This is a genomic window from Pseudomonas sp. GW821-FHT05D12 (genome assembly GCF_059419825.1).
The window spans coordinates 57,046-75,999 of sequence record NZ_JBWKSN010000012.1 but is presented as its reverse complement, the minus strand read 5'-3'; the positions used below and the strand labels follow the sequence as shown (position 1 = coordinate 75,999).

Sequence of the window (18,954 nt, the reverse complement as noted above, 5' to 3'; positions counted from 1 at the left end):
CATGCACGCTGATGTCGCCTGTGACCTGCCCATGCTCTACCACCGAACCGAGGACCACTATTTTGCCGCGACATGCTCGCTGCATCGCCGCTACAACGCCTGTATCAACGCTTATCTGACCGACGAAACGCTGGACCCCTTTAACCTGTTATTCATCCGGGTAGGGAGTGGCCCCCTGGGCGACGCGGTGGCCGCGATAGTGGATGTGATTCGCGGTACAACGCTGGATATACGCGTGGTGATCCATGAGGAAAAGGTCGAGGGGTTGCGTGACGTACTCACGGAGCTGGGCTTCCAGGCGGCTGAAGTTACCACCGCGATGGTGCTCGAACAGTCGCACCTTGTTTCGCCGATGAGTGACTGCTCCGTGCAGATCAGCCTGACGCAGCACCTGGATGACTGGGCCGCTCCGCTCGGCAATGCATTTTCGATGCTGCCCGAAGGCCTCGCGCGCTATCAGGCCCGGCACGAACGGGCGCTTGAGGCGGGTGAGGCGCTTTACCACTTCATCTTGTCCAGCGAAGGGCAGGTGAGGTCTTCGTTAACGTTGTCGATGTGTGACGGGGAAGCGCGGCTGAATGATGTCGGCACGTTCATGGGCTTTCGCGGACGAGGCTACGCCACCCAATTGATTCAAGCGGCCTTGCGTCACGCTACGAGCCTGGGTGCCGAACGGTGTTTTCTTGAAGCATCGACGCAGGGCCTACCGCTGTATCGAACGTTGCGCTTCGCGCGCTTATTCGACTACCAGTCGTTTGTTCGTGGACCCCTCGCCGCTCCGTTATCAGAAGGCCATTTTGACTTGCCCGCGATCCTCGAGCCGTAACAGATACTGCTTGGCCTCAAGCCCCCCGGCAAAGCCGGTCAGCCCGCCTGACGCGCCAATGACGCGATGGCACGGTGCGATGATCGAGATGGGGTTACGACCATTGGCCGCCCCCACGGCACGCACGGCCTTGGGGTTGCCGATCTGTTGGGCGATCTGGCTGTAGCTGCGGGTTTCGCCGAAGGGGATGGTCAGCAGTGCCTGCCAGACCTGCCTCTGAAATTCAGTGCCGGCAAAGTCCAGCTCCAACTCGAATCGATGGCGCGTACCGGCAAAATATTCCGCCAGTTGACGCTTGGTTTCCAACAGCACCGGGCTGTCATTGGCTTCGTGCAAGGCGCCCAGGCGCACACGGTTGGCGCGCTCGCACTCCCACAGAATGGCACTGAGTTTGCCGTCGCGCGCCACCAAGGTGAGGACGCCGACAGGGGAGGGCATGAGGGTGTATTCGTAAGCCATGATCGAGCTCCTGGGTGGGCGGGTATGGGTTCAATCTAGCGCAGCCCGCGCCACTGAAAACTTCGTTTCTTGCGGTTGAATTCAGGCCGGTCAGTGCTCTTGCTGCAGCACTTTGAGCGCCGCCGACGCGAGGAAACCCGAGCGGCTTTTTTCCTCGGGGTGATGCAGCACGTATTCATCGATGCGGTTGAGCAAATAGCCCGGCAAGGTGATATTGAGCTTTTGCGCCTTGCCCAGGTACTTGGTGACGTCAATGTCCACCACCGCCCAGGTGCAGCCGGCGTACTGTGGGTTGGCTGCATGCACGGTGACTTTCTGTGCGCTGGGGATCGGTGCACCGTCTTCGGCAAGGATCTCGAAGTGCCCTTCAATGGCTTCACGCGCCATGGCCATGGCGTCATCGAGGTCGTCGCCGGCCGAGAAGCAGCCAGGAATATCCGGGACTTCCACGCCCCAGGCATGGTCTTGGTCGCCGGTTGAAATTGCGATGGGATACAGCATGTTCGTTGTCCTCCAGGGACGGCTTAACTCAGCAGAGCTTGTTTGAGAATGCTCTTGGCGGTCTTGTCCAGCAGGTCCTTCTTTGGATGAGGGATCGTTACCAGCCCCGGTTTGGTCGGGTGCCTGAAGTGATGATGACTGCCCCTGATGCGGACCAGATACCAGCCATCGGCAACGATGTGCCCCATCAAATATCGGCTATCCACAGCACCTCCTTGTGGTGTGTGTTGGTGGTGACTATAACCACGAAAAATAAATTATCAACACTATACCTACCGACGGTCGGCGACCGGTATTTCGGTAGGCGCATCTGGAGTGTATGACCGCGCAGGAAGGGCGTTTGGAAGAGGTATTGCGGGGTTTTGCGAATGCGTCAGCGAGACGGCATTACGTCGGCGATCACGGCGAGGAACGCGTCGACCAACACACTGTGTCTGTGTGTGGGGGTCAGCACCAGCAACGGTGCGCACGCATCCGCTTCCTCCAAGGGCCGATAGGTGACGCCCTTGTTCATCAAGCTGCGGGTACAGGCCGGCACCAGCGCGACCCCTTGCCCGGCCGCGACCAGCGCGATGATCGAGGTGATCTGTCGCCCGGTCGGCCCGGCACGCAGCGGCACGCCGTGGTGGCGGTAAAGTTGCTCGATGGACTGGTTCAGTCCCGAACCGTAGTCGGCGGGAAACAGGATCAGGGGATAGGTGCTCAGTTGGGCCAGGCTGATGTGCGCTTGCTGGGCCAGCGGGCTGTCGCTGGACACTGCGGCCACCAACGGCTCCTGACCCAGCGACAGTGCCTGCACCTGCTCGTTTTGCGGCAACAAACGGCTCAGCCCGATATCCAGCCGCCCGTCCGCCACCTGCGCTCCGAGGCTGCCGGAAGCGCATTCCACCAGCGTCAATTGCACATCGGCAAAGCGCTGGGCAAAGGCCTGGATGGTCTGGCTGAACAAATCCGAGAGGGCAATCGAGCTGACGTAACCCAATGTCAGCTGCCCGGCAGTGCCCGCCGCGAGTTTGGTGGCGATCACCTGCGCGAGTTCCACCTGTTCGAGTACGCCACGGGCGTAGGGCAAAAACGCGCGGCCCTGGGCAGTGAGGGTCACCGTTCGGCTAGTGCGATCAAACAGCTTGAACCCCAACTCGGTTTCCAGCGCCGAGATCTGTCGGGTCAACGGTGGCTGCGCCAAGTGCAGGCGCAAGGCGGCGCGGCCGAAGTGCAATTCTTCGGCGACCGTCAGAAAGTAACGCAGCTTGCGTAGGTCGAGCATCCTGATCCTTGGGTATTGATCGGTCGGAAATCGGTATTGGTCACGATCATGCCGCTCATTCTATAAAGGCGTTACAAAATAAAACGAGAGGTTTCATGAAACCGCGCCTGCATTGTGCCCGCCTTGCCCTGTTCCTGTGTGGCTGCGCGGCGTTTCTCAACCTCTATGCGACCCAGAGCATTCTGCAGACCTTTGCCGAGCAGTTTCATATCAGCGCCAAGGCGGCAGGGTGGAGCATCACCGTGACCACCCTGGCGGTGGCGATCACGGCCCCTTTCGTCAGCCGCCTGACCGGGCGTTTCCAGCAGCGCAGCGTGATCGCCGTGGCTGCGCTGTTGCTGGCGGTGCCGGCGTTGATGACAGCCTATGCCGACAGTTTCGCCGAAGTGTTGGTGTGGCGCTTTGTCGAGGGCATGTTGATCCCGGTGGTGTTCGCCACCAGCGTGGCTTATATCGGCGATCGCTGGAGTGGCGGCACAGTGACTGAAGTCACCAGCCTGTATGTCGCCGGCACCGTGTTGGGCGGGTTCGCAGGGCGCTTTGTCACCGGGGTGATGACCGAGTACGTGGGCTGGCGCGAAGCCTTTGAATTGCTCGCGGCCCTGAGTTTGATGGTCGGCGGGTTTATCCAGTTTCTGCTACCGCCCAACCGCGCGAGGTCGGTCGCGGTCAAAGCCTCTTCATCGGGGGGGGTTAGCCTGCCTTTGCTCGCCGCTTACGCCGTAGGTTTCTGCGTGTTGTTCTCGCAAGTCGCGGCGTTTACCTACGCAGGTTTGCACCTTGGCTTACCGCCTTTCAATCTCGGGCCTGCAGCGTTGGGCACGCTGTATATGGTGTTCCTGTTGGCGTTGATCGTGATTCCCATCGCCGGGCGTCTCAGCAAAGCCCGTCCGCACACCGAGCTGCTGACGGTCGCTGCGGTGCTCGGGGTCAGTGGCTCGGCGCTGACCCTGACGTCGTCGCTGTGGTGCATCGTGGTGGGCCTGGCGCTCAGTTCCACCGGCGTGTTTCTCGCACAGGCCGCCGCGAATGCCTATATCAGCGCCACCGCCGATGGCAACAAGGCACGCGCTGTGGGGCTGTATCTCACCTGTTACTACCTCGGCGGCAGTTGCGGCGCCATCGTGCCGGCCTTGATCTGGGAACGCTGGGGCTGGGCGGGCTGCGTGACGCTGATCATCGGTTTCCAATTACTGACGTTGCTGATCGCCCTGACCGGCTGGAAGCCGCCTAAACCCGAGCTGATTCCTACCTCATGAACGACACCGTCGCTGTGCCTGCGTCTGAAATATCCACTCGCCGTCGCGTGCTGTTCGCCGGTTGCAGCGCTCACGCCATCCACGATGGACTCACCGACGCCATCTACGTGCTGCTGCCTATCTGGCAAGCTCAGTTCGCCTTGTCCTACGCGCAGATCGGCCTTTTACGCGGCGCCTATTCCGGGATGATGGCGGTGTTCCAATTGCTGGCCAGCCGCGCCGCCAAACGCTGGGGCCGCGTACCGCTGCTGGTGGGGGGTACGGCGTTGGCAGGGTGTGCCTACCTGTTGGTGGGGCAGGCGACCGGATTGACGCTGTTGCTGGTCGCGCTGTTGCTGGGCGGCTTGGGCGCCAGCACGCAGCATCCGCTGGCATCCTCGATGATCACCGACGCCTATGAGGACGGGGGCGGGGTCAAGCAGGCGCTGTCCCAGTACAATTTCTCCGGCGACATCGGCAAAACCCTGATCCCGGGGCTGATCGGCCTGCTGCTCACTGTCATCAGTTGGCGAGCGAGCGCCACACTGCTGGGTCTGATCGGCCTGGTGGCGGCGGGGCTGTTGTGGTGGCTTATTCCTGTTCAAGCCTGCGAATCCACCGTCAGCAAAAAAGCCAAGCCGCTTAGGGGCGTCGGCTCCGTCACTGGCCTGCGCGCATTGATCCTCACCGGTACGCTCGACAGTGCCGTGCGCATGGGCTTTCTCACGTTTCTACCGTTCCTGCTGCAAGCCAAGGGCGCCGGTACCGCCGGCATCGGCCTGGCGCTGACGATGCTGTTTATCGGTGGCGCCTTCGGCAAATTGCTGTGCGGTTACCTCGGTGCACGCATAGGCATGATGAAGACCGTATGGATCACCGAAACCAGCACTGCGCTGCTGATCGTTGCCGCCGTATACCTGCCGCTGACGGGGTTGATGGTGATGTTGCCGCTGCTGGGGTTGGCGCTCAATGGTACGTCTTCGGTGCTCTACGGCGCCGTGCCGGACCTGGCCGGCGCGGGCAAGCGCGAGCAGGCGTTTGCGCTGTTCTACACCGGCACAATCGGCGGCGGGGCGCTGGCACCGGTGGTGTTTGGCGGCGTGGGGGACGCGCTGGGTGTGCCGGTGGCGGTGATGGTGCTGGCAGGAGTCTTGTGTGTGACGTTGCCGCTGGCGTGGGTAGTGCAAAGGGGAGTGGACAGGAACGAACGATGATCGCTTTTCGCAGGTGAAACTCAGTTCCGTCCTACGTCATGACCTGGGCCTCCTGGGTTGTAGCGTTCGCGCTTCATGAACGGATGAAGCCAGCATTCAAAGTGTCGCCGCCAGCGAAAACGGAATGCGCAACGCCCCGATCGGCCCTTCGCGCGTACCGCACATCTCGTCATGAACGCAGTGCTGCACCAGTACACACGGAAACGGTGGAACCCTTTGCAACAGATCGCGCAAATGCGTGGTGGAACCGATGCGCATCGGCTTGCCGCTATCGTCCAGTAACGTCATCTCGACGTCATCCAGTCTCACGCGAGCGATATAGAAACCGCCTTCCAGCGACAACAATTCCAGCTCACGTATTTCGCCTTTCCCAGCCAGTTCGGCCAGCTGTTGCAGATTCATGATTGAGCCTCGCTTCAGGGTCATTGGCGACGAAAGAACAAAGTGACCTGACCCCACTCGACACCAAACTTGGACATGCTCGAGCGGTTGATCAGGGTGTCCTCGTCCATCAGGTACATCCAGTCGTCAAAGCTGACTTCGTAGACGGAGCCATCCACCGGTAGGTTGAGACGGTAGCGCCAACGCAGTGCGTTGCCCGCCACCTCGCCGATAGCTTCGCCGACCACGTCTCCCGCCCGCCCGCGCCAGCGTCCCGGGCCGTCCGGGGTCAGCGTCCAGATTCGTTGCTGACGCGTGCCGTCGCTGTAGAGAAACCGCTCGTCGAGAATCAACGCATCGCCCTCGCGCCGGCTGGCGATATTCACCTCAAAGCGCTTGGCGACTTCACCCGAGCGCTTCTGGAAGATGCCCCAGGCTTTCACGGGCTTGCTGAAGAAACGCTCCAGGTCCAGCTGCGGTTGCTGGCCGGCGTAGTGATCGACCCCCACGTTGCCGCAACTACTCAAACTCAACACCAGCAACAATGAAATCCATAGACGCGTCATTGTCCGGCTCCATGAAGGTGCGCGGCGTAGTGCCATCGCTCAGGATTGATACTTGTACAAAAATATTGATTTGTACATGTTTGTGCGAGGCGACTGACGAGTAGCACAAATCCCACCCATAAAAAACCGGCCACCAAGGACCGGTTTTTTAGGCCTCCCCCGTCAGAACCATCCTGACGTGGGCGCGAAATCTGAGTGGAGCGGGTAGAGGGAATCGAACCCTCGTCGGAAGCTTGGGAAGCTACTGTTCTACCATTAAACTATACCCGCTCAGAGCGGCTGACTTTGTACCAGATGTGCGCCGGGATTTGAAGTTTTTCTTCGAAAAATGTGTGGGTTGCGTGCGCCAGGCGAGGCTGCAAACTGATCTCGGTGTGGCGCGAGCGTGCGTAAGGGCTGGGTTTGCCCGCGATAGACGGACCTTTGGGGTCAGGCTATCGCGGGCAAGCCAGTGCCTAGGCACGCTGGCGAGCGTATTTCAGATGGCGAAGGCATGCTGGGTCTGGCCTTGGTGATAGCGCAATCGGTTGACCTGCCGCTCGGGTTTGAGAAAACCCACCACCGCCGCACGACTGTCCCGGCACGCGGCCTTGTGCTCCATGTCCAGGAAGTGCCCGGTCGCCTGGATGGTGCTGAAGCTGCTGTTCGTCACGTACTGCCCGAACTGCCTGGCGTCGTCGGCGCTGGTGTATTCGTCCCACTCGCCGTTCAAGAACAGCACCGGTACGTCGATCTGCCGTGCGGCCTTGAGGTAGCACAGGCGGTCACTGTGCAGCACCTGGCTGATGTGAAAATGCATCTGCCCGTACTCGTGCTCGGCCAGGCTGCTCACATGCTTGTAGTTGAAACGCTTGAACAGGGACGGCAAGTGTTTGCCGATGGTGCTGTTGACCAAGTGGCCGACGCTGTGGCGATCAAGGTTGCCGAGGTAGTCGACACCACGCTCCAGATAGTCGCGCATCGGCGCGTTGATCACCGGGGAGAACGAGCTGATCACGGCCTTTTCCACACGGCGCGGGCGGTGGGCGAGGGCGACCAGGGTCGCGGCGCCGCCCCAGGAAAAGGACAGCACGTGCTCGGCCGCGAAGTGGTCGATCAGTTCCAGCAGGATCTGGCCTTCGACTTCTTTCGTCAGCATGTGCTCATGGCGATTATGGATCTTGGAGCGACCGGCGTAGGGCTGGTCGTACAAAACCACGTTGAATTGCGGGTACAGGCTTTTCACGGTTTGGGCGAAGGATGCCGTGGTGGCCATGGAGCCGTTGACCAGGATGATGGTCTTTTCAGCAGCGTCCGCGCGATAGAACTCCGTGTAAACCCGATACTGACCCTGTATATCCAGCACAGCGATTTCTGGCCTCATGTCGTAAGACTCCTGGCAAGCGGGTAGGGCGCGCAGATCACTCTGCACGAGCTTTGTGACAGGTAGGCATACGCCTGGAAAATGAGGGCCCATGTCGATCCGATCACGGTTGGCCGACGGGTGTTGTTATGGCGGGCTGTTTGCCTGGGAGGCCCGTAGATCAAGCGCGGGCGGGGCAAGGTGTTTCTTGGAGGTTATAGGCGACTCGCCAGTCATAATTTGGCTGACGGTTTGATTCAAGCAGTCGAGTGGCCAGCTCGCAAGCCGGCAGACAGGTTTTTTGCCATCACCGGCTGAACGGTCGTCAGACCTGTCGGATTTCTTCCTCGGACAACGGCCGATACTCGCCCGGCGCCAGGCTCAGGTCCAACACCAACGGGCCCATCCGCTCACGGTGCAAGCCCGTCACTTTGTTGTTGAAATGCCCGAACATACGCTTCACCTGGTGATAGCGGCCTTCGATGATGCTCAGGCGTGCGGTCCTGGGCCCCAGCAACTGCAGATCGGCGGGTTGCGTGATCAGGTCTTCAAACGCGAAATACACGCCCGCCGTAAAGGTAGCCGCGTAGTGCGGGCCGATGTCCTGCTCGGTCTGCACGAGATAGACCTTGGGCAGCTTGGTCTGCGGTTGCGTCAGGCGCCGTGACCACTGGCCATCGTTGGTGATCAGCATCAGGCCCGTGGTGTTGAAATCCAGACGACCGGCGATGTGCAGCTCGTCTTTGTCCGGCTCATCCAACAGGTCCAGGACCGTGCGGTGTTGCGGGTCCGCGGTAGCGCTCACGCACCCCTGGGGTTTGTGCAGCATGAAGTAACGCGCTGCGCGCCCCGCCTGCAACACTTCAGCATCCACGCACACGCGGCTGAATTCGCGTACTTCATGGTGAGGATCACTGACGGCGACACCATCAACGCTGACACGCCGCTCGACCAGCAACACCCGCACCTGCTGGCGATTGAAACGCGGAAGATTGCTGAGGAAACGGTCAACGCGCATGGCGAATCTGCTCATCGACCTGCGCGCACCGCGGGCACAGGCAGGCCTTGTTGCGCAGTTCATCGGGCAGCGCTTCAAGTACCGCCGGGTCGATGGTGACGCTATAGCACCAGCAAGGCTGATCGGCGGTACGTGGGTCGGCCAGGGTGCAGTCGTTGCGGGCACCGCAGGCAGGGCAAAGGGTTGGCGTGGTCATGGTCGGTCGGGCAGGGCCTCGGAAGTCCCTGCACGATACAGCGCCGTTCAGTCGCGTTCCAGCACGACGACCCGCTGGCCGGCGCCGATACTGCTGCCCGGCTGCACCGGAATCTTGCGCACCACCCCGGCAAACGGCGCCAGCACCGGGATCTCCATTTTCATCGACTCCAGGACCACCAGCACATCGCCGGCCGCCACGCGCTCACCCGAGCTCACCTGGACTTGCCAGAGATTGCCGGCGATATGGCTGTCGATGCTGTACTCATTGGCTTGCAGCGGCGTGTCCTGCGCCAGCGGCGGCGCCGACTCTTCACTGTCGAAATGCGCCTGGCCGCTGGCGATCCAGCGTTCGCGCTCGGCGTTGAAAGCGTGCTGCTGGTGCTCACGAAAGGCGTCGATCGTGGGGGCTTCCCGCGCGAGAAATGCCTGATAATCCGCCAGGTTCAACGTGCTGTCTTCGATGCTCAGCTCAAAGCGCCCCAGGGGAAAGTCCCGCCGAATCTGCAGCAGTTCCTGCGCGCTCACCGGGTAGAAGCGAATCTGGTCGAAAAACCGCAGCAGCCATGGCTTGCCATCGAACGCCGCCACCTCTCGATAGCGGTTCCACATCTGCAGCGTGCGCCCGACAAACTGATAACCGCCGGGGCCTTCCATGCCGTACACGCACAAGTAGGCGCCGCCGATGCCCACCGAGTTCTCGGCGGTCCAGGTGCGCGCCGGGTTGTACTTGGTGGTCACCAGCCGGTGGCGCGGGTCGAGCGGCGTGGCCACTGGCGCGCCGAGGTAGACATCGCCCAGGCCCATGACCAGGTAGCTCGCCTCGAACACGGTGTGGCGCACTTCATCGAGGTTGGCCAGGTCGTTGATACGGCGGATGAACTCCAGGTTGCTCGGGCACCAGGGTGCGTCCTTGCGCACGGTGGTCATGTATTTTTCGATGGCCAGCTGACACGCCGGGTCGTCCCAGGACAACGGCAAGTGCACGATGCGCGACGGCACCTGCAGGTTTTGCCGGGCGCACACGGCGCTCCACTCGCTGGCGATCAGTGCCAGCAGATCCGCCAGGGGCAGTTGTTCGGGCTGGTAGTGGATCTGCAGGGAGCGGATGCCCGGCGTCAGGTCGATCACGCCGTGCAGCGCACGGGCTTCGAAGGCTTGCATCAGGGCGTGGCCGCGAAAACGCAGGACCAGGTCCAACTCGGCGGCGCCGATTTCCAGCAGCAGATGGGTGTCGCCTGCGAGGCGGGCGACCAGGCGGGTGTCGTCCTCGCCGATATCCAGCACCACCGGCGACGTGTAGGCGCCCGGCGTGCCGGGGATGGCGGCGCCTTGGTCAGCCTGAAGCACCGAGTTGTCGGCATCGCTGGCAAGCTTGCTCCTGCAGACGCGGTTCTCTTTCATGGCCAGTTCGCGGGCGGTCTTGAGGTCGACCGGCTCGAAGCGCACCTTGTCGCCGGCCTTGAGCTGCCCCAGTTGCCACAGGTCCGCCTCGATCACTGTCACCGGGCAGACGAAACCGCCGAGGCTCGGGCCATCCGGGCCGAGGATCACCGGCATGTCGCCGGTGAAATCCACCGCACCAATGGCGTACGGATTGTCGTGGATATTCGACGGATGCAGCCCCGCCTCCCCGCCGTCCGTGCGTGCCCACGATGGCTTGGGCCCGATCAACCGCACGCCGGTACGGCTGGAGTTGAAATGCACTTCCCACGGCGTGGCAAAGAAGATGTCGATGTACTCCGGCAGGAAATATTCCGGCGCGCCGTGGGGGCCGTAAATCACTCGCAGCGTGCGCACCTGCGGCAGCGGTTCGGCGAGGCACTGCTGGCCGGCACTCGCGTCCAGCAGCGGCGCCAGGTGCAACACATCCCCGGCGCGCAACGCCCGTCCACCATGGCCGCCGAACTGGCCGAGGGTGAAGGTACTTTTACTGCCCAGGTAGTCCGGTACTTGCAGCCCGCCGCGCAGGCACAGGTAGCTGCGCGCGCCGGCGCCGGCGATGGTGCCAAGGCTCAACATCGCGCCGGCCTCGATCAGCAGCGCGGTGTTCATCGGCACCGGCTGCTCATTCAACAACAATGGAATGTCCGCGCCGGTCACCGCGACCACCGCCGCACAGTTGAAGCGCAGCAGCGGCCCGCTCATGGTGATTTCCAGCGCGGCGGCGCCGTCGTCATTGCCCAGCAGGCCATTGCCCCTGCGCAGCGCGCGGCTGTCCATCGGCCCTGACGGTGGCACGCCCACGGCCCAGTAACCGAGGCGGCCGGGATAGTCCTGCACGCTGGTTTGCGTGCCGGCGCTGAGCACCTCGAAGGTGTTGGCGACGTAGACCAGATCTTCCAGGCAACGCGTCCAGGGCCGGCCGCTGGCGAAGGGGGCGGCGAGCAGAATCTGGCGCAGGTAGTCGCGGTTGGTTTCCACCCCATACAGCTGGCTGTCGCTCAAGGCCTGGTGCAGGTCCAGGCGCGCCTGTTCGCGGGTCGGGGCCCAGGCGATCAGCTTGGCGATCATCGGGTCGAAGTACGGCGGGATCTCACACCCGGCCTCGACCCACGTGTCGATGCGCAGGCCATCGCCTGCGGGGAAGTCCACACAGGTCAACAGCCCTGGGCTCGGCTGGAAGTCGCGGCCGGGGTCTTCGGCGTACAGCCGCGCCTGGATCGCATGGCCCCGAGGTTTTACGTCCAACTCACTCAATGGCGGCAGTTCACCCGCCGCCAGTTGCACCATCCAGCGCACCAGGTCCACGCCCCACACCTGCTCGGTGACGCCGTGTTCCACTTGCAGGCGCGTGTTCACTTCAAGGAAGTAGAAGCGCCCGTCGGCGCTATCAAAGATAAATTCCACGGTGCCGGCGCTGCGGTAATTCACCGCCTTGGCGAGGGTGATGGCGGCTGCACACAAGGCCTCGGCCATGCCTTCGGGCAGGTTCGGCGCCGGGGTTTCCTCGAGGACTTTCTGGTTGCGCCGCTGCACGGAACAGTCGCGCACGCCGAGGGCGATCACGTCACCTGCGCCGTCGCCGAACACCTGCACTTCAAGGTGACGCGCGTGCTCGATGTACTTCTCGATAAACACACCGGCGTCGCTGAAGTTGTTCTGGCCCAGGCGCTTGACCGCCTCGAACGACTCGCTCAACTGCGCCGCGCTGCGGCACACGCGCATGCCAATCCCGCCGCCGCCGGCGGTGCTTTTCAACATCACCGGGTAGCCGACGGTGTCGGCGGCCCGCAACGCAGCGTCGAGGCTGTCGAGCAGCTCGGTACCTTCCAGCAGCGGAATGTGCTGTTGCCTGGCCAGGGCGCGGGCAGTGTGCTTGAGACCGAACACGCGCAACTGTTCGGGCGTCGGCCCGACAAAGGCAATGCCTGCGTGTTCACAGGCTTGGGCAAAGGCGGCGTTTTCCGACAGGAACCCGTAGCCCGGATGAATCGCCCTGGCACCGCAGGCCTTGGCGGTCGCGAGGATTTTTTCCACCGCCAGGTAGGTCGTGGCGGCGGCGCCTTCACCGAGGCTGTAGGCCTCGTCGGCGTGTTGGATATGCAGGCTCGCCGCATCGGCTTCGGCATAGATGGCGACGCCCTTGACCTGCAGTTCGCGCAAGGTGCGCAGGATGCGGCAGGCGATGGCGCCACGGTTGGCGATCAACAGTTTTTCGAACATGGCAAAACCCTGCGGGCCGTCCCGCAAAGTGAGGGAGCACTTCGGTCGTCCGAAATGCATGCGGTCAGTGTGGGAGCGGGCTTGCTCGCGAATGCGGTGTTTCAGTCAATGCATGTATCGCTGATACACCGCCTTCGCGAGCAAGCCCGCTCCCACATTTGATCTTCAGCGTTTGTGGAGGCACTGCCCGGCGCGGGCCTGGCACAGGGCAAACAACCATTGACGCAACCGGCTCATTTTCAATTCCATACCAGCAGCTCCGCAGGGGTGGGGTTGTAGGCGTTGCACGGGTTGTTCAATTGCGGGCAGTTGGAAATCAACACGATCACGTCCATCTCCGCGCGCAGGTCGACGTACTTGCCAGGGGCGGAAATCCCGTCTTCGAAGGTCAGCCCGCCGTCGGCGGTTACCGGCACGTTCATGAAGAAATTGATGTTCGGCCCGATGTCGCTTTTGCCCAGCCGGCCATCGTGGGCGCAGGCGCGCAGGTAGTTATCGCGGCAGCTGTGCATGTAGCGTTTTTCCAGGGCGTAGCGCACGGTGTTGCTCTCCTGGGCGCAGGCGCCGCCGAGGGTGTCGTGGCGCCCGCAGGTGTCTTCGACGATGGTCAGCATCGGCTGGCCGAGGTTGGAATACAGCACGCTACCGGTGCCCAGGTACACGCTGTTCTGGCGACGCAAGGTGCGTTGCACGTCGTAGCGCTCACGTGGGTTCTTGAGGCTGTAGAACAGCGTGTCGACGGCCTGGTTGCCCTCAAGGTCGAGGATGCGCAGGGTCTGCCCGGCCTTGACCTCCATCAGCCACGGCTCGCCGGCGGGGATGGTGGCGCGGTATACCGCTGCATCCGGTTGTTTCAGTGCGATAGACATGGCAGTTCCTCAGGCGAACAGACGGTCGGTGTTGATAAAGCCGCGCGCGTTTTCCGGGCGCGAAGTGCGGCAGTGTTCGGCGACGCTGGGGTCGGCGTTCATCCAGCTCAGTTTCAGTGGTTGTGGGGCGTAGTCAGGGTTGGGGTCCATCGGGTGTTGCAGCGCGGTGAGCACCACCAGGGTGTCCATCGGGGCGTAGAGTTCGATGTAGTCGCCGGCCTTGGAGTTGCCCGGCACGAAGTGCAGGCCGCCGTCGGCATCCACGCTGACGCGGCTGAACAGGTTGAGGGTCATCAGCAGGTCGGACAGGCCCAGGCCCCACTTGCCCAACTCCACCAGCAGGTTGTCGGTGCCGTTGCGGAAAAAGCCGTTGCGCAGTTCCTGATAGCGGCCCTGGCCGTACTTCTCGGCGACTTCGGCGGCGCACAACACGCCGCCAATGCTGTCACTCCAGCCGCAGGTGTCGGCGGTGATGGCCGCCAGTACGCGGCCCATGTCCGAGTACAGGCAATGGCCGGTGGTGAGCTTGGCAGTGTGCTGGCATTTGAGGCTGTCGGGCAGGTTCAGGCGCTCGGTTTTTTCGTTGGCGTTGAGCAGGGTCAGGCTGACGTTGGCGCCGCCGCGAATATCCGTGAGACGCAGCAGTTGACCGCGCTTGAGCACGAACGAACGGTGACCACCGCCGGGTAGCATTTCCTCGGCGAATGGCGGGAACAGCGGGTTGGAATCAGTCATTTGGAAAGGGCTCCAAGTTCGGCGGCGAGCGCCTTGCGACGCTCGCTGTTCAAAGGGATGTCGTAGGTGATACGGGCGCCATAGGCGCCGGGGGCGTGGGGGTCGACGCGCACTTTGTCGAACACCAGCAGGCGCGTGCCGAGGCTGAAGCCTTCGCTCAGGTCGTGGGTGACCATGAACACCGTCAAGCGGGTTTCGCGCCACAGTTCCAGCAGCAGTTGGTGCATGTCCTTGCGAATGCCCGGGTCGAGGGCGCCGAAGGGTTCATCCAGCAGCAACACGCGCGGCTGCATGATCAGGGCCTGGGCGATGGCCAGGCGTTGTTGCATGCCGCCGGAGAGCTGCGCCGGGTATTTGTCCAGCGCATGGCCGAGGCCGACCTTGTGCAGCAGTGCGCCCGCCTGTTCGCGAGCCTGCTGCCTGGCCTTGCCGAACAACCGGCCGAGCAGTGCTGAACGCGGCAGTTCCAGGCCCAGGGCGACGTTGTCGAGCACGCTCAGATGCGGGAACACCGAGTAGCGCTGGAACACCACGCCACGGCTGGCATCCGGCTCGGCAGCGAGCGGTTGGCCGTCCAGCAGGATCTGGCCTTTGCTCGCGGTTTCCTGGCCCAACAGCAGGCGCAGGAAGGTCGATTTACCGCACCCCGAGGTGCCCACCAGCGTGCAGAACTCGCCCTCGGCCACGTGCAGGTTGAGGCCTTCGAGCACCACCTGGTCGCCATAGCGCTGCCACACATTGTTGACGCTGATAAAGCTCATGCCCGCGCTCCTTCGTACCAGGGGAACGCGCGTCGGGTCAGGGCCTTGAGGCCCCAGTCCATCAGCCAGGCCAGCAGGGTGATCCACACCACGTATGGCAGGATCACGTCCATCGCCAGGTAGCGGCGCACCAGGAAGATGCGGTAGCCCAGGCCATCGGTGGAGGCGATGGCTTCGGCGGCAATCAGGAACAGCCAGGCCGAGCCCAGCATCAAGCGCAGGGAGATCAGCAGGCGCGGCAGCAATTGCGGGAGTACCACGCGCAGCATCAGGGTCCATGTGGAGGCGCCGAGGGTCTGCGCCTTCACCAGCAGCTCGACCGGAATCTCGCGCGCGCGCTGCTCCAGGTCACGGGCCAGGGCCGGGGTGATGCCGATCACGATCAGCATCACCTTGGACAATTCCCCGAGCCCGAACACGATGAACAGAATTGGCAGGATCGCCAGCGGCGGCACCATCGACAGCACCGTGAGCAGCGGCGACAACGGCGCGCCAAACAGCGGCAGCGTGCCAGCGGCGATGCCCAGGCACAGGCCGGCGAGGGCGCTTATTCCCAAGCCGATGGCCAGGCGGCGCAGGCTCGACGCGCTGTCTTGCCAGAGCACGTATTCCCCGGTGCGCGCGTCGGCGCTGAACGCCAGGCGTTTCACCGCGTCGCTCATTTGCGCGGCGCCGGGCAGCAGCTTGTCGTTGGGATTTTCCGCCAGGCGCTCGGCCGAGCCCACGAAGTAGGCGAACAGCAGCAGGGCGAACGGCAGTATCACCAACAACAGGCGGCTGGAGCGTTCCGGATGACGGTTGATCAGGCGCATGGCCAGGTCCTCTTACAGCTTGCCGTCGGCGGCCATCTGTACGTAGCTGGGGTCGAAATGCAGCTTGAGGTTGGCGGTGTCGCCGCTGGTCACGCCGTTGGCGAAGCTCATGCCCACGGCGCTGGTGTCCTTGGCGCCTTCGCCGAGCAAACCGTGTTCAAACGAGAACTCGGCGACCTTGCGCATGGTCGCCGGCAGCTGCGCGCTGGTGGCGAACGCCAGGGCTTCCTTGGGCGTGGCAAACAGCTTGGTGGTGTCCAGTTGCGCCTGGAAACCCTTGAGGTCGGTGCCGGAAGCCTTGGCCATGTGTTCCAGGGCCTCGGTGCTGGCGGCGCCCTTGGCGTTCATTAGTGCGACCACTTCAAACCAGGCGCCCGTCAGCGCTTTGCCGAGCTTGGGGTTGTCCTTGAGGGTCTGGGTGTTGACCACCATCATGTCCATGATTTCGCCGGGCACTTTGCTCGAATCGAACACTTCGCTCACGCCGGGCTTGGCCTTGATCTCCGAGAGCATCGGGTTCCAGGTGGTGACGGCCTGCACCTGATCGGTGTTGAAGGCGGCAGCGATATCGGCGTCGGAGGTGTTGACCACCTTCAGGTCTTTTTCAGTCAGGTCCGCCGATTCCAGCGCACGGGCCAGCAGGTAGTGGGACACCGAGAGTTCCACCAGGTTGACGTTCATGCCCTTGAGGTCGGCCACGGTCTTGCCCGTGCCCTTGATGATCACCCCGTCGTTGCCGTTGGAGAAATCGCTGACCACCAGCGCGGTGCTGTCCACGCCACCGGCGGCGGGGATGGTCAGCGCGTCCATGTTGGTCATGGTGCAGCCATCGAACTGGCCGGCGGTGTACTGGTTGATGGATTCGACGTAGTCATTGAGCTGGACCATGTCGATGCTGATGCCGTATTTCTTCGCCCACTTGTCGAGGATGCCTTGGCTGCCGGCATACTCCCAGGGCATCCAGCCGGCGTAGATCGTCCAGCAGACGCTGAAGTGGTCTTTGGTGGCGGCCTGGGCCGGCAGGCTCAGCACGGCGGCAAACGCGGCGGCGAGGAGGGCGGGTAAACGGATTGAGGGCATGGGCTTCTCCAGTTGATCAAGGGCGAGCAGGAGCAACGCGGCACCGCGAACGGTGGCTTGTCTCCCGGGCTTTTATCCCGCCGTGTAACCTCAACTGGAGGTCGCCAACTCTCGGACCAGCCACTCGCTTGTGGCGAGCCGGAACCCTAGTCGGCCATTGCAAATTGTGGTGCCGCGAACCTGTGATGAATCCTGCACGGCAGATGCAAAGCGAGGTTCGTGCCAAGTGCGCCGGGGCCCGGCTGTGCAGGCGGCCCGGCGAGGAGGGAGGGTAAAGGTCAGGACAGCGTGCGCCACGCGGGTGCGTCGGCGCACTGCAATGAGGCGCTTACAGCTGGAACTTGCTGACCAGCACGTTGAACGAAGTGGCCAGGCGTGACAGGTCCTGGCTGGAGGCGTTGGTCTGGTGCGCGCCGGCGGCGGTCTGGGTCGACAGGTCCTGGATGTTGAGCAGGTTGCGGTCGACTTCGCGGGCCACCTGGGCCTGCTCCTCGGAAGCCGAGGCGATCACCAGGTTGCGCTCGTTGATCATCGCCACACTCGCGGTAATCCGCTGCAGCGCGTCGCCGGCGTTCTGCGCGAGGGCCTGGGTGTTGTTGGCCCAGGTCAGGCTTTTGTTCATCGCGGCCACCGCGTCATCGGCGCCGACTTGCACTTCGCCAATCATCTTTTCGATGTCCACGGTCGAGGTCTGGGTGCGATGGGCCAACGCGCGGACCTCATCGGCGACCACCGCAAAACCGCGACCTTGTTCACCCGCGCGGGCGGCCTCGATGGCGGCATTCAGGGCCAGCAGGTTGGTCTGGTCGGCGATGCCGCGGATCACATCGATGACCTTGCCAATCTCGCGCACTTGGCCTGCGAGGTCGGCCACCGATTGGGTGGAGTCGTTGATCTCGTCGACCATCGATGACATACCGGACACGGCCTGCTCGACCTGCTGGCGGCCATCTTCAGCCTCGGTGGTGGCCTGGCGCGAGGCTTCTGAAGTCGACACCGCGTTGCTGGCCACTTCGTCGACTGCCGTCGTCATCTGATTCACGGCGGTGGCGGCTTGCTGGATTTCGTCGTTCTGGCGCGTCAGGCCGCGGCTGCTTTCGTCGGTGACCGCGCTCAGTTCCTCGGCAGCCGAGGCGAGCTGGTCGGCGGCGTTGGCGATTTCCACCAGGGTGCTTTTCAGGCCACCCTGCATATCGGCGAGTGCCATCAGCAGTTGCCCGGCTTCGTCGGTGCGCTCGGTGAGGATGGCTTGGGTCAGGTCGCCCTTGGCAATGCGTTGCGCACTTTCTACCGCCTGGGCGATGGGACGGGTGATCAGCCGCGTGATCAGCACGCCAATGATGATCGCAATGATAAAGGCCAGCACGATGCCGGCAATCATCCAGGTCAACGCACTGCTGCGCAGTTCATCGGCGGCGACGGCGCCTTCCTGGATCTGGCGGTTGTTGGAGTCGATCATCACGCGGATCAAGTCGCGGGCCTGGCGGAACAGTTCATTGTTGCTGCTGTTGAGCTGCGCGCGGGCCTGCTCGACCTGGCCGCCATCGAGCATGGCGATGATGCGTTCGGAGTTGCTGACATAGGTCGGCCAGAGCTGGTCGAGCTTGTCGCCTGCTGCGCGTTCGTCATCTTCCAGCGGCGTGGCGCGGTAGGTGGCGTAGGCGGCCTGGCTGCGCTTGAGTTCGTTGCTGATGTCGTCGCGCACGCGGTTGCGGTCCTGCGCGGCGACGTCGCCCTTGCTGGCATCCAGCAGGCGGTACAAGCCACGGTTATGTGCAACCAGGCCATTGAGGGTGGCGGCCGTGTTGCTGACGGACACCAGGTTATTGGAGAACGTCAGCTCCAGCGCGCTCGCCAGTCGCACGACGCCTTTGATCCCCAGCAGGCCGACCCCGAGGGTGACCAGCGCGCACAGTAGAAATGACAGCAGCAGCTTGGTGGAAATTTTCATGGCTCGAATCCGCAGATGTTGGCGAAGGGCGCACAGTAGAGCCTTCCTGGCGTTGTGCGATGTCATAGTGACA

General features: G+C 62.9%; 19 protein-coding genes, 1 tRNA gene and 1 riboswitch. Of the genes, 3 read left to right on the top strand and 17 right to left on the bottom strand.

Annotated elements, in window-relative coordinates; genetic code table 11:
- Nucleotide 1: 1 nt before the first annotated feature.
- Nucleotides 2-826, top strand: coding sequence for a GNAT family N-acetyltransferase (locus AC07SI_RS21995; RefSeq protein WP_495006501.1), 825 nt, complete (start codon nucleotides 2-4; stop codon nucleotides 824-826).
- Here the strand turns inward: AC07SI_RS21995 and AC07SI_RS21990 are convergent.
- The 4 genes from AC07SI_RS21990 to AC07SI_RS21975 all read right to left on the bottom strand — a co-directional run bounded on the left by AC07SI_RS21990 (nucleotide 785) and on the right by AC07SI_RS21975 (nucleotide 3,053).
- Nucleotides 785-1,285 (bottom strand): methylated-DNA--[protein]-cysteine S-methyltransferase, encoded by a 501-nt coding sequence (locus AC07SI_RS21990; protein WP_106804878.1) that lies wholly within the window; start codon nucleotides 1,283-1,285, stop codon nucleotides 785-787. The two genes, AC07SI_RS21995 and AC07SI_RS21990, sit on opposite strands and share 42 nt — an antisense overlap.
- A gap of 90 nt (nucleotides 1,286-1,375) precedes the next feature.
- A complete protein-coding gene (locus AC07SI_RS21985) occupies nucleotides 1,376-1,786 on the bottom strand; it encodes a type II toxin-antitoxin system HicB family antitoxin (protein WP_065899433.1) in 411 nt (136 codons plus the stop codon).
- A gap of 23 nt (nucleotides 1,787-1,809) precedes the next feature.
- The gene (locus AC07SI_RS21980) at nucleotides 1,810-1,992 is read right to left on the bottom strand and encodes a type II toxin-antitoxin system HicA family toxin (protein WP_065899432.1); all 183 of its coding nucleotides are present in this window, start codon (nucleotides 1,990-1,992) and stop codon (nucleotides 1,810-1,812) included.
- A 167-nt stretch (nucleotides 1,993-2,159) separates the two neighbouring features.
- A complete protein-coding gene (locus AC07SI_RS21975; RefSeq protein WP_495006500.1) occupies nucleotides 2,160-3,053 on the bottom strand; it encodes a LysR family transcriptional regulator in 894 nt (297 codons plus the stop codon).
- A gap of 95 nt (nucleotides 3,054-3,148) precedes the next feature.
- On the opposite strand from AC07SI_RS21975, the gene AC07SI_RS21970 reads away from it, so the two are divergent.
- Nucleotides 3,149-4,312 carry an MFS transporter gene (locus AC07SI_RS21970; RefSeq protein ID WP_495006499.1) on the top strand — a complete coding sequence of 388 codons (1,164 nt, stop codon included), beginning with the start codon at nucleotides 3,149-3,151 and terminating at the stop codon, nucleotides 4,310-4,312.
- The gene (locus tag AC07SI_RS21965) at nucleotides 4,309-5,505 is read left to right on the top strand and encodes an MFS transporter (protein WP_495006498.1); all 1,197 of its coding nucleotides are present in this window, start codon (nucleotides 4,309-4,311) and stop codon (nucleotides 5,503-5,505) included. The genes AC07SI_RS21970 and AC07SI_RS21965 overlap by 4 nt, the downstream gene beginning before the upstream one ends.
- A 96-nt stretch (nucleotides 5,506-5,601) precedes the next feature.
- On the opposite strand, the gene AC07SI_RS21960 is transcribed toward AC07SI_RS21965, so the two are convergent.
- The 13 genes from AC07SI_RS21960 to AC07SI_RS21900 form a co-directional block, all read right to left on the bottom strand.
- The gene (locus tag AC07SI_RS21960) at nucleotides 5,602-5,907 is read right to left on the bottom strand and encodes a DUF6482 family protein (RefSeq protein WP_262133991.1); all 306 of its coding nucleotides are present in this window, start codon (nucleotides 5,905-5,907) and stop codon (nucleotides 5,602-5,604) included.
- Nucleotides 5,908-5,927: 20 nt separating this feature from the next.
- Nucleotides 5,928-6,452 (bottom strand): DUF3833 domain-containing protein, encoded by a 525-nt coding sequence (locus AC07SI_RS21955; protein ID WP_106804874.1) that lies wholly within the window; start codon nucleotides 6,450-6,452, stop codon nucleotides 5,928-5,930.
- Nucleotides 6,453-6,648: 196 nt separating this feature from the next.
- Nucleotides 6,649-6,722 (bottom strand) — tRNA-Gly (locus AC07SI_RS21950).
- 208 nt (nucleotides 6,723-6,930) lie between these two features.
- On the bottom strand, nucleotides 6,931-7,815 hold the full coding sequence (locus AC07SI_RS21945) for an alpha/beta fold hydrolase (RefSeq protein WP_106804873.1): 885 nt from the start codon (nucleotides 7,813-7,815) through the stop codon (nucleotides 6,931-6,933).
- A gap of 304 nt (nucleotides 7,816-8,119) precedes the next feature.
- Nucleotides 8,120-8,812 carry a 16S rRNA pseudouridine(516) synthase gene (locus tag AC07SI_RS21940; protein ID WP_495006497.1) on the bottom strand — a complete coding sequence of 231 codons (693 nt, stop codon included), beginning with the start codon at nucleotides 8,810-8,812 and terminating at the stop codon, nucleotides 8,120-8,122.
- Nucleotides 8,802-9,008, bottom strand: coding sequence for a cysteine-rich CWC family protein (locus AC07SI_RS21935; RefSeq protein ID WP_120447834.1), 207 nt, complete (start codon nucleotides 9,006-9,008; stop codon nucleotides 8,802-8,804). Before AC07SI_RS21935 ends, AC07SI_RS21940 begins: the two co-directional genes overlap by 11 nt.
- Nucleotides 9,009-9,055: 47 nt before the next feature.
- Nucleotides 9,056-12,673 (bottom strand): urea carboxylase, encoded by a 3,618-nt coding sequence (gene uca / locus AC07SI_RS21930; RefSeq protein WP_495006496.1) that lies wholly within the window; start codon nucleotides 12,671-12,673, stop codon nucleotides 9,056-9,058.
- Nucleotides 12,674-12,912: 239 nt separating this feature from the next.
- On the bottom strand, nucleotides 12,913-13,542 hold the full coding sequence (locus tag AC07SI_RS21925; protein ID WP_065899422.1) for an urea amidolyase associated protein UAAP2: 630 nt from the start codon (nucleotides 13,540-13,542) through the stop codon (nucleotides 12,913-12,915).
- A 9-nt stretch (nucleotides 13,543-13,551) separates the two neighbouring features.
- Complete coding sequence (locus AC07SI_RS21920; protein WP_065899421.1) at nucleotides 13,552-14,277, bottom strand: urea amidolyase associated protein UAAP1; 726 nt, start codon at nucleotides 14,275-14,277, stop codon at nucleotides 13,552-13,554.
- Complete coding sequence (locus AC07SI_RS21915; protein ID WP_065899420.1) at nucleotides 14,274-15,038, bottom strand: ABC transporter ATP-binding protein; 765 nt, start codon at nucleotides 15,036-15,038, stop codon at nucleotides 14,274-14,276. Before AC07SI_RS21915 ends, AC07SI_RS21920 begins: the two co-directional genes overlap by 4 nt.
- On the bottom strand, nucleotides 15,035-15,850 hold the full coding sequence (locus tag AC07SI_RS21910) for an ABC transporter permease (RefSeq protein WP_495006495.1): 816 nt from the start codon (nucleotides 15,848-15,850) through the stop codon (nucleotides 15,035-15,037). Before AC07SI_RS21910 ends, AC07SI_RS21915 begins: the two co-directional genes overlap by 4 nt.
- Nucleotides 15,851-15,862: 12 nt before the next feature.
- The gene (locus tag AC07SI_RS21905; protein ID WP_065899418.1) at nucleotides 15,863-16,930 is read right to left on the bottom strand and encodes a putative urea ABC transporter substrate-binding protein; all 1,068 of its coding nucleotides are present in this window, start codon (nucleotides 16,928-16,930) and stop codon (nucleotides 15,863-15,865) included.
- Nucleotides 16,931-16,989: 59 nt separating this feature from the next.
- Nucleotides 16,990-17,091, bottom strand: a riboswitch (guanidine-I (ykkC/yxkD leader).
- Between the two features lie 167 nt (nucleotides 17,092-17,258).
- Nucleotides 17,259-18,881 carry a methyl-accepting chemotaxis protein gene (locus tag AC07SI_RS21900; RefSeq protein ID WP_106805711.1) on the bottom strand — a complete coding sequence of 541 codons (1,623 nt, stop codon included), beginning with the start codon at nucleotides 18,879-18,881 and terminating at the stop codon, nucleotides 17,259-17,261.
- Between the last annotated feature and the right edge of the window lie 73 nt (nucleotides 18,882-18,954).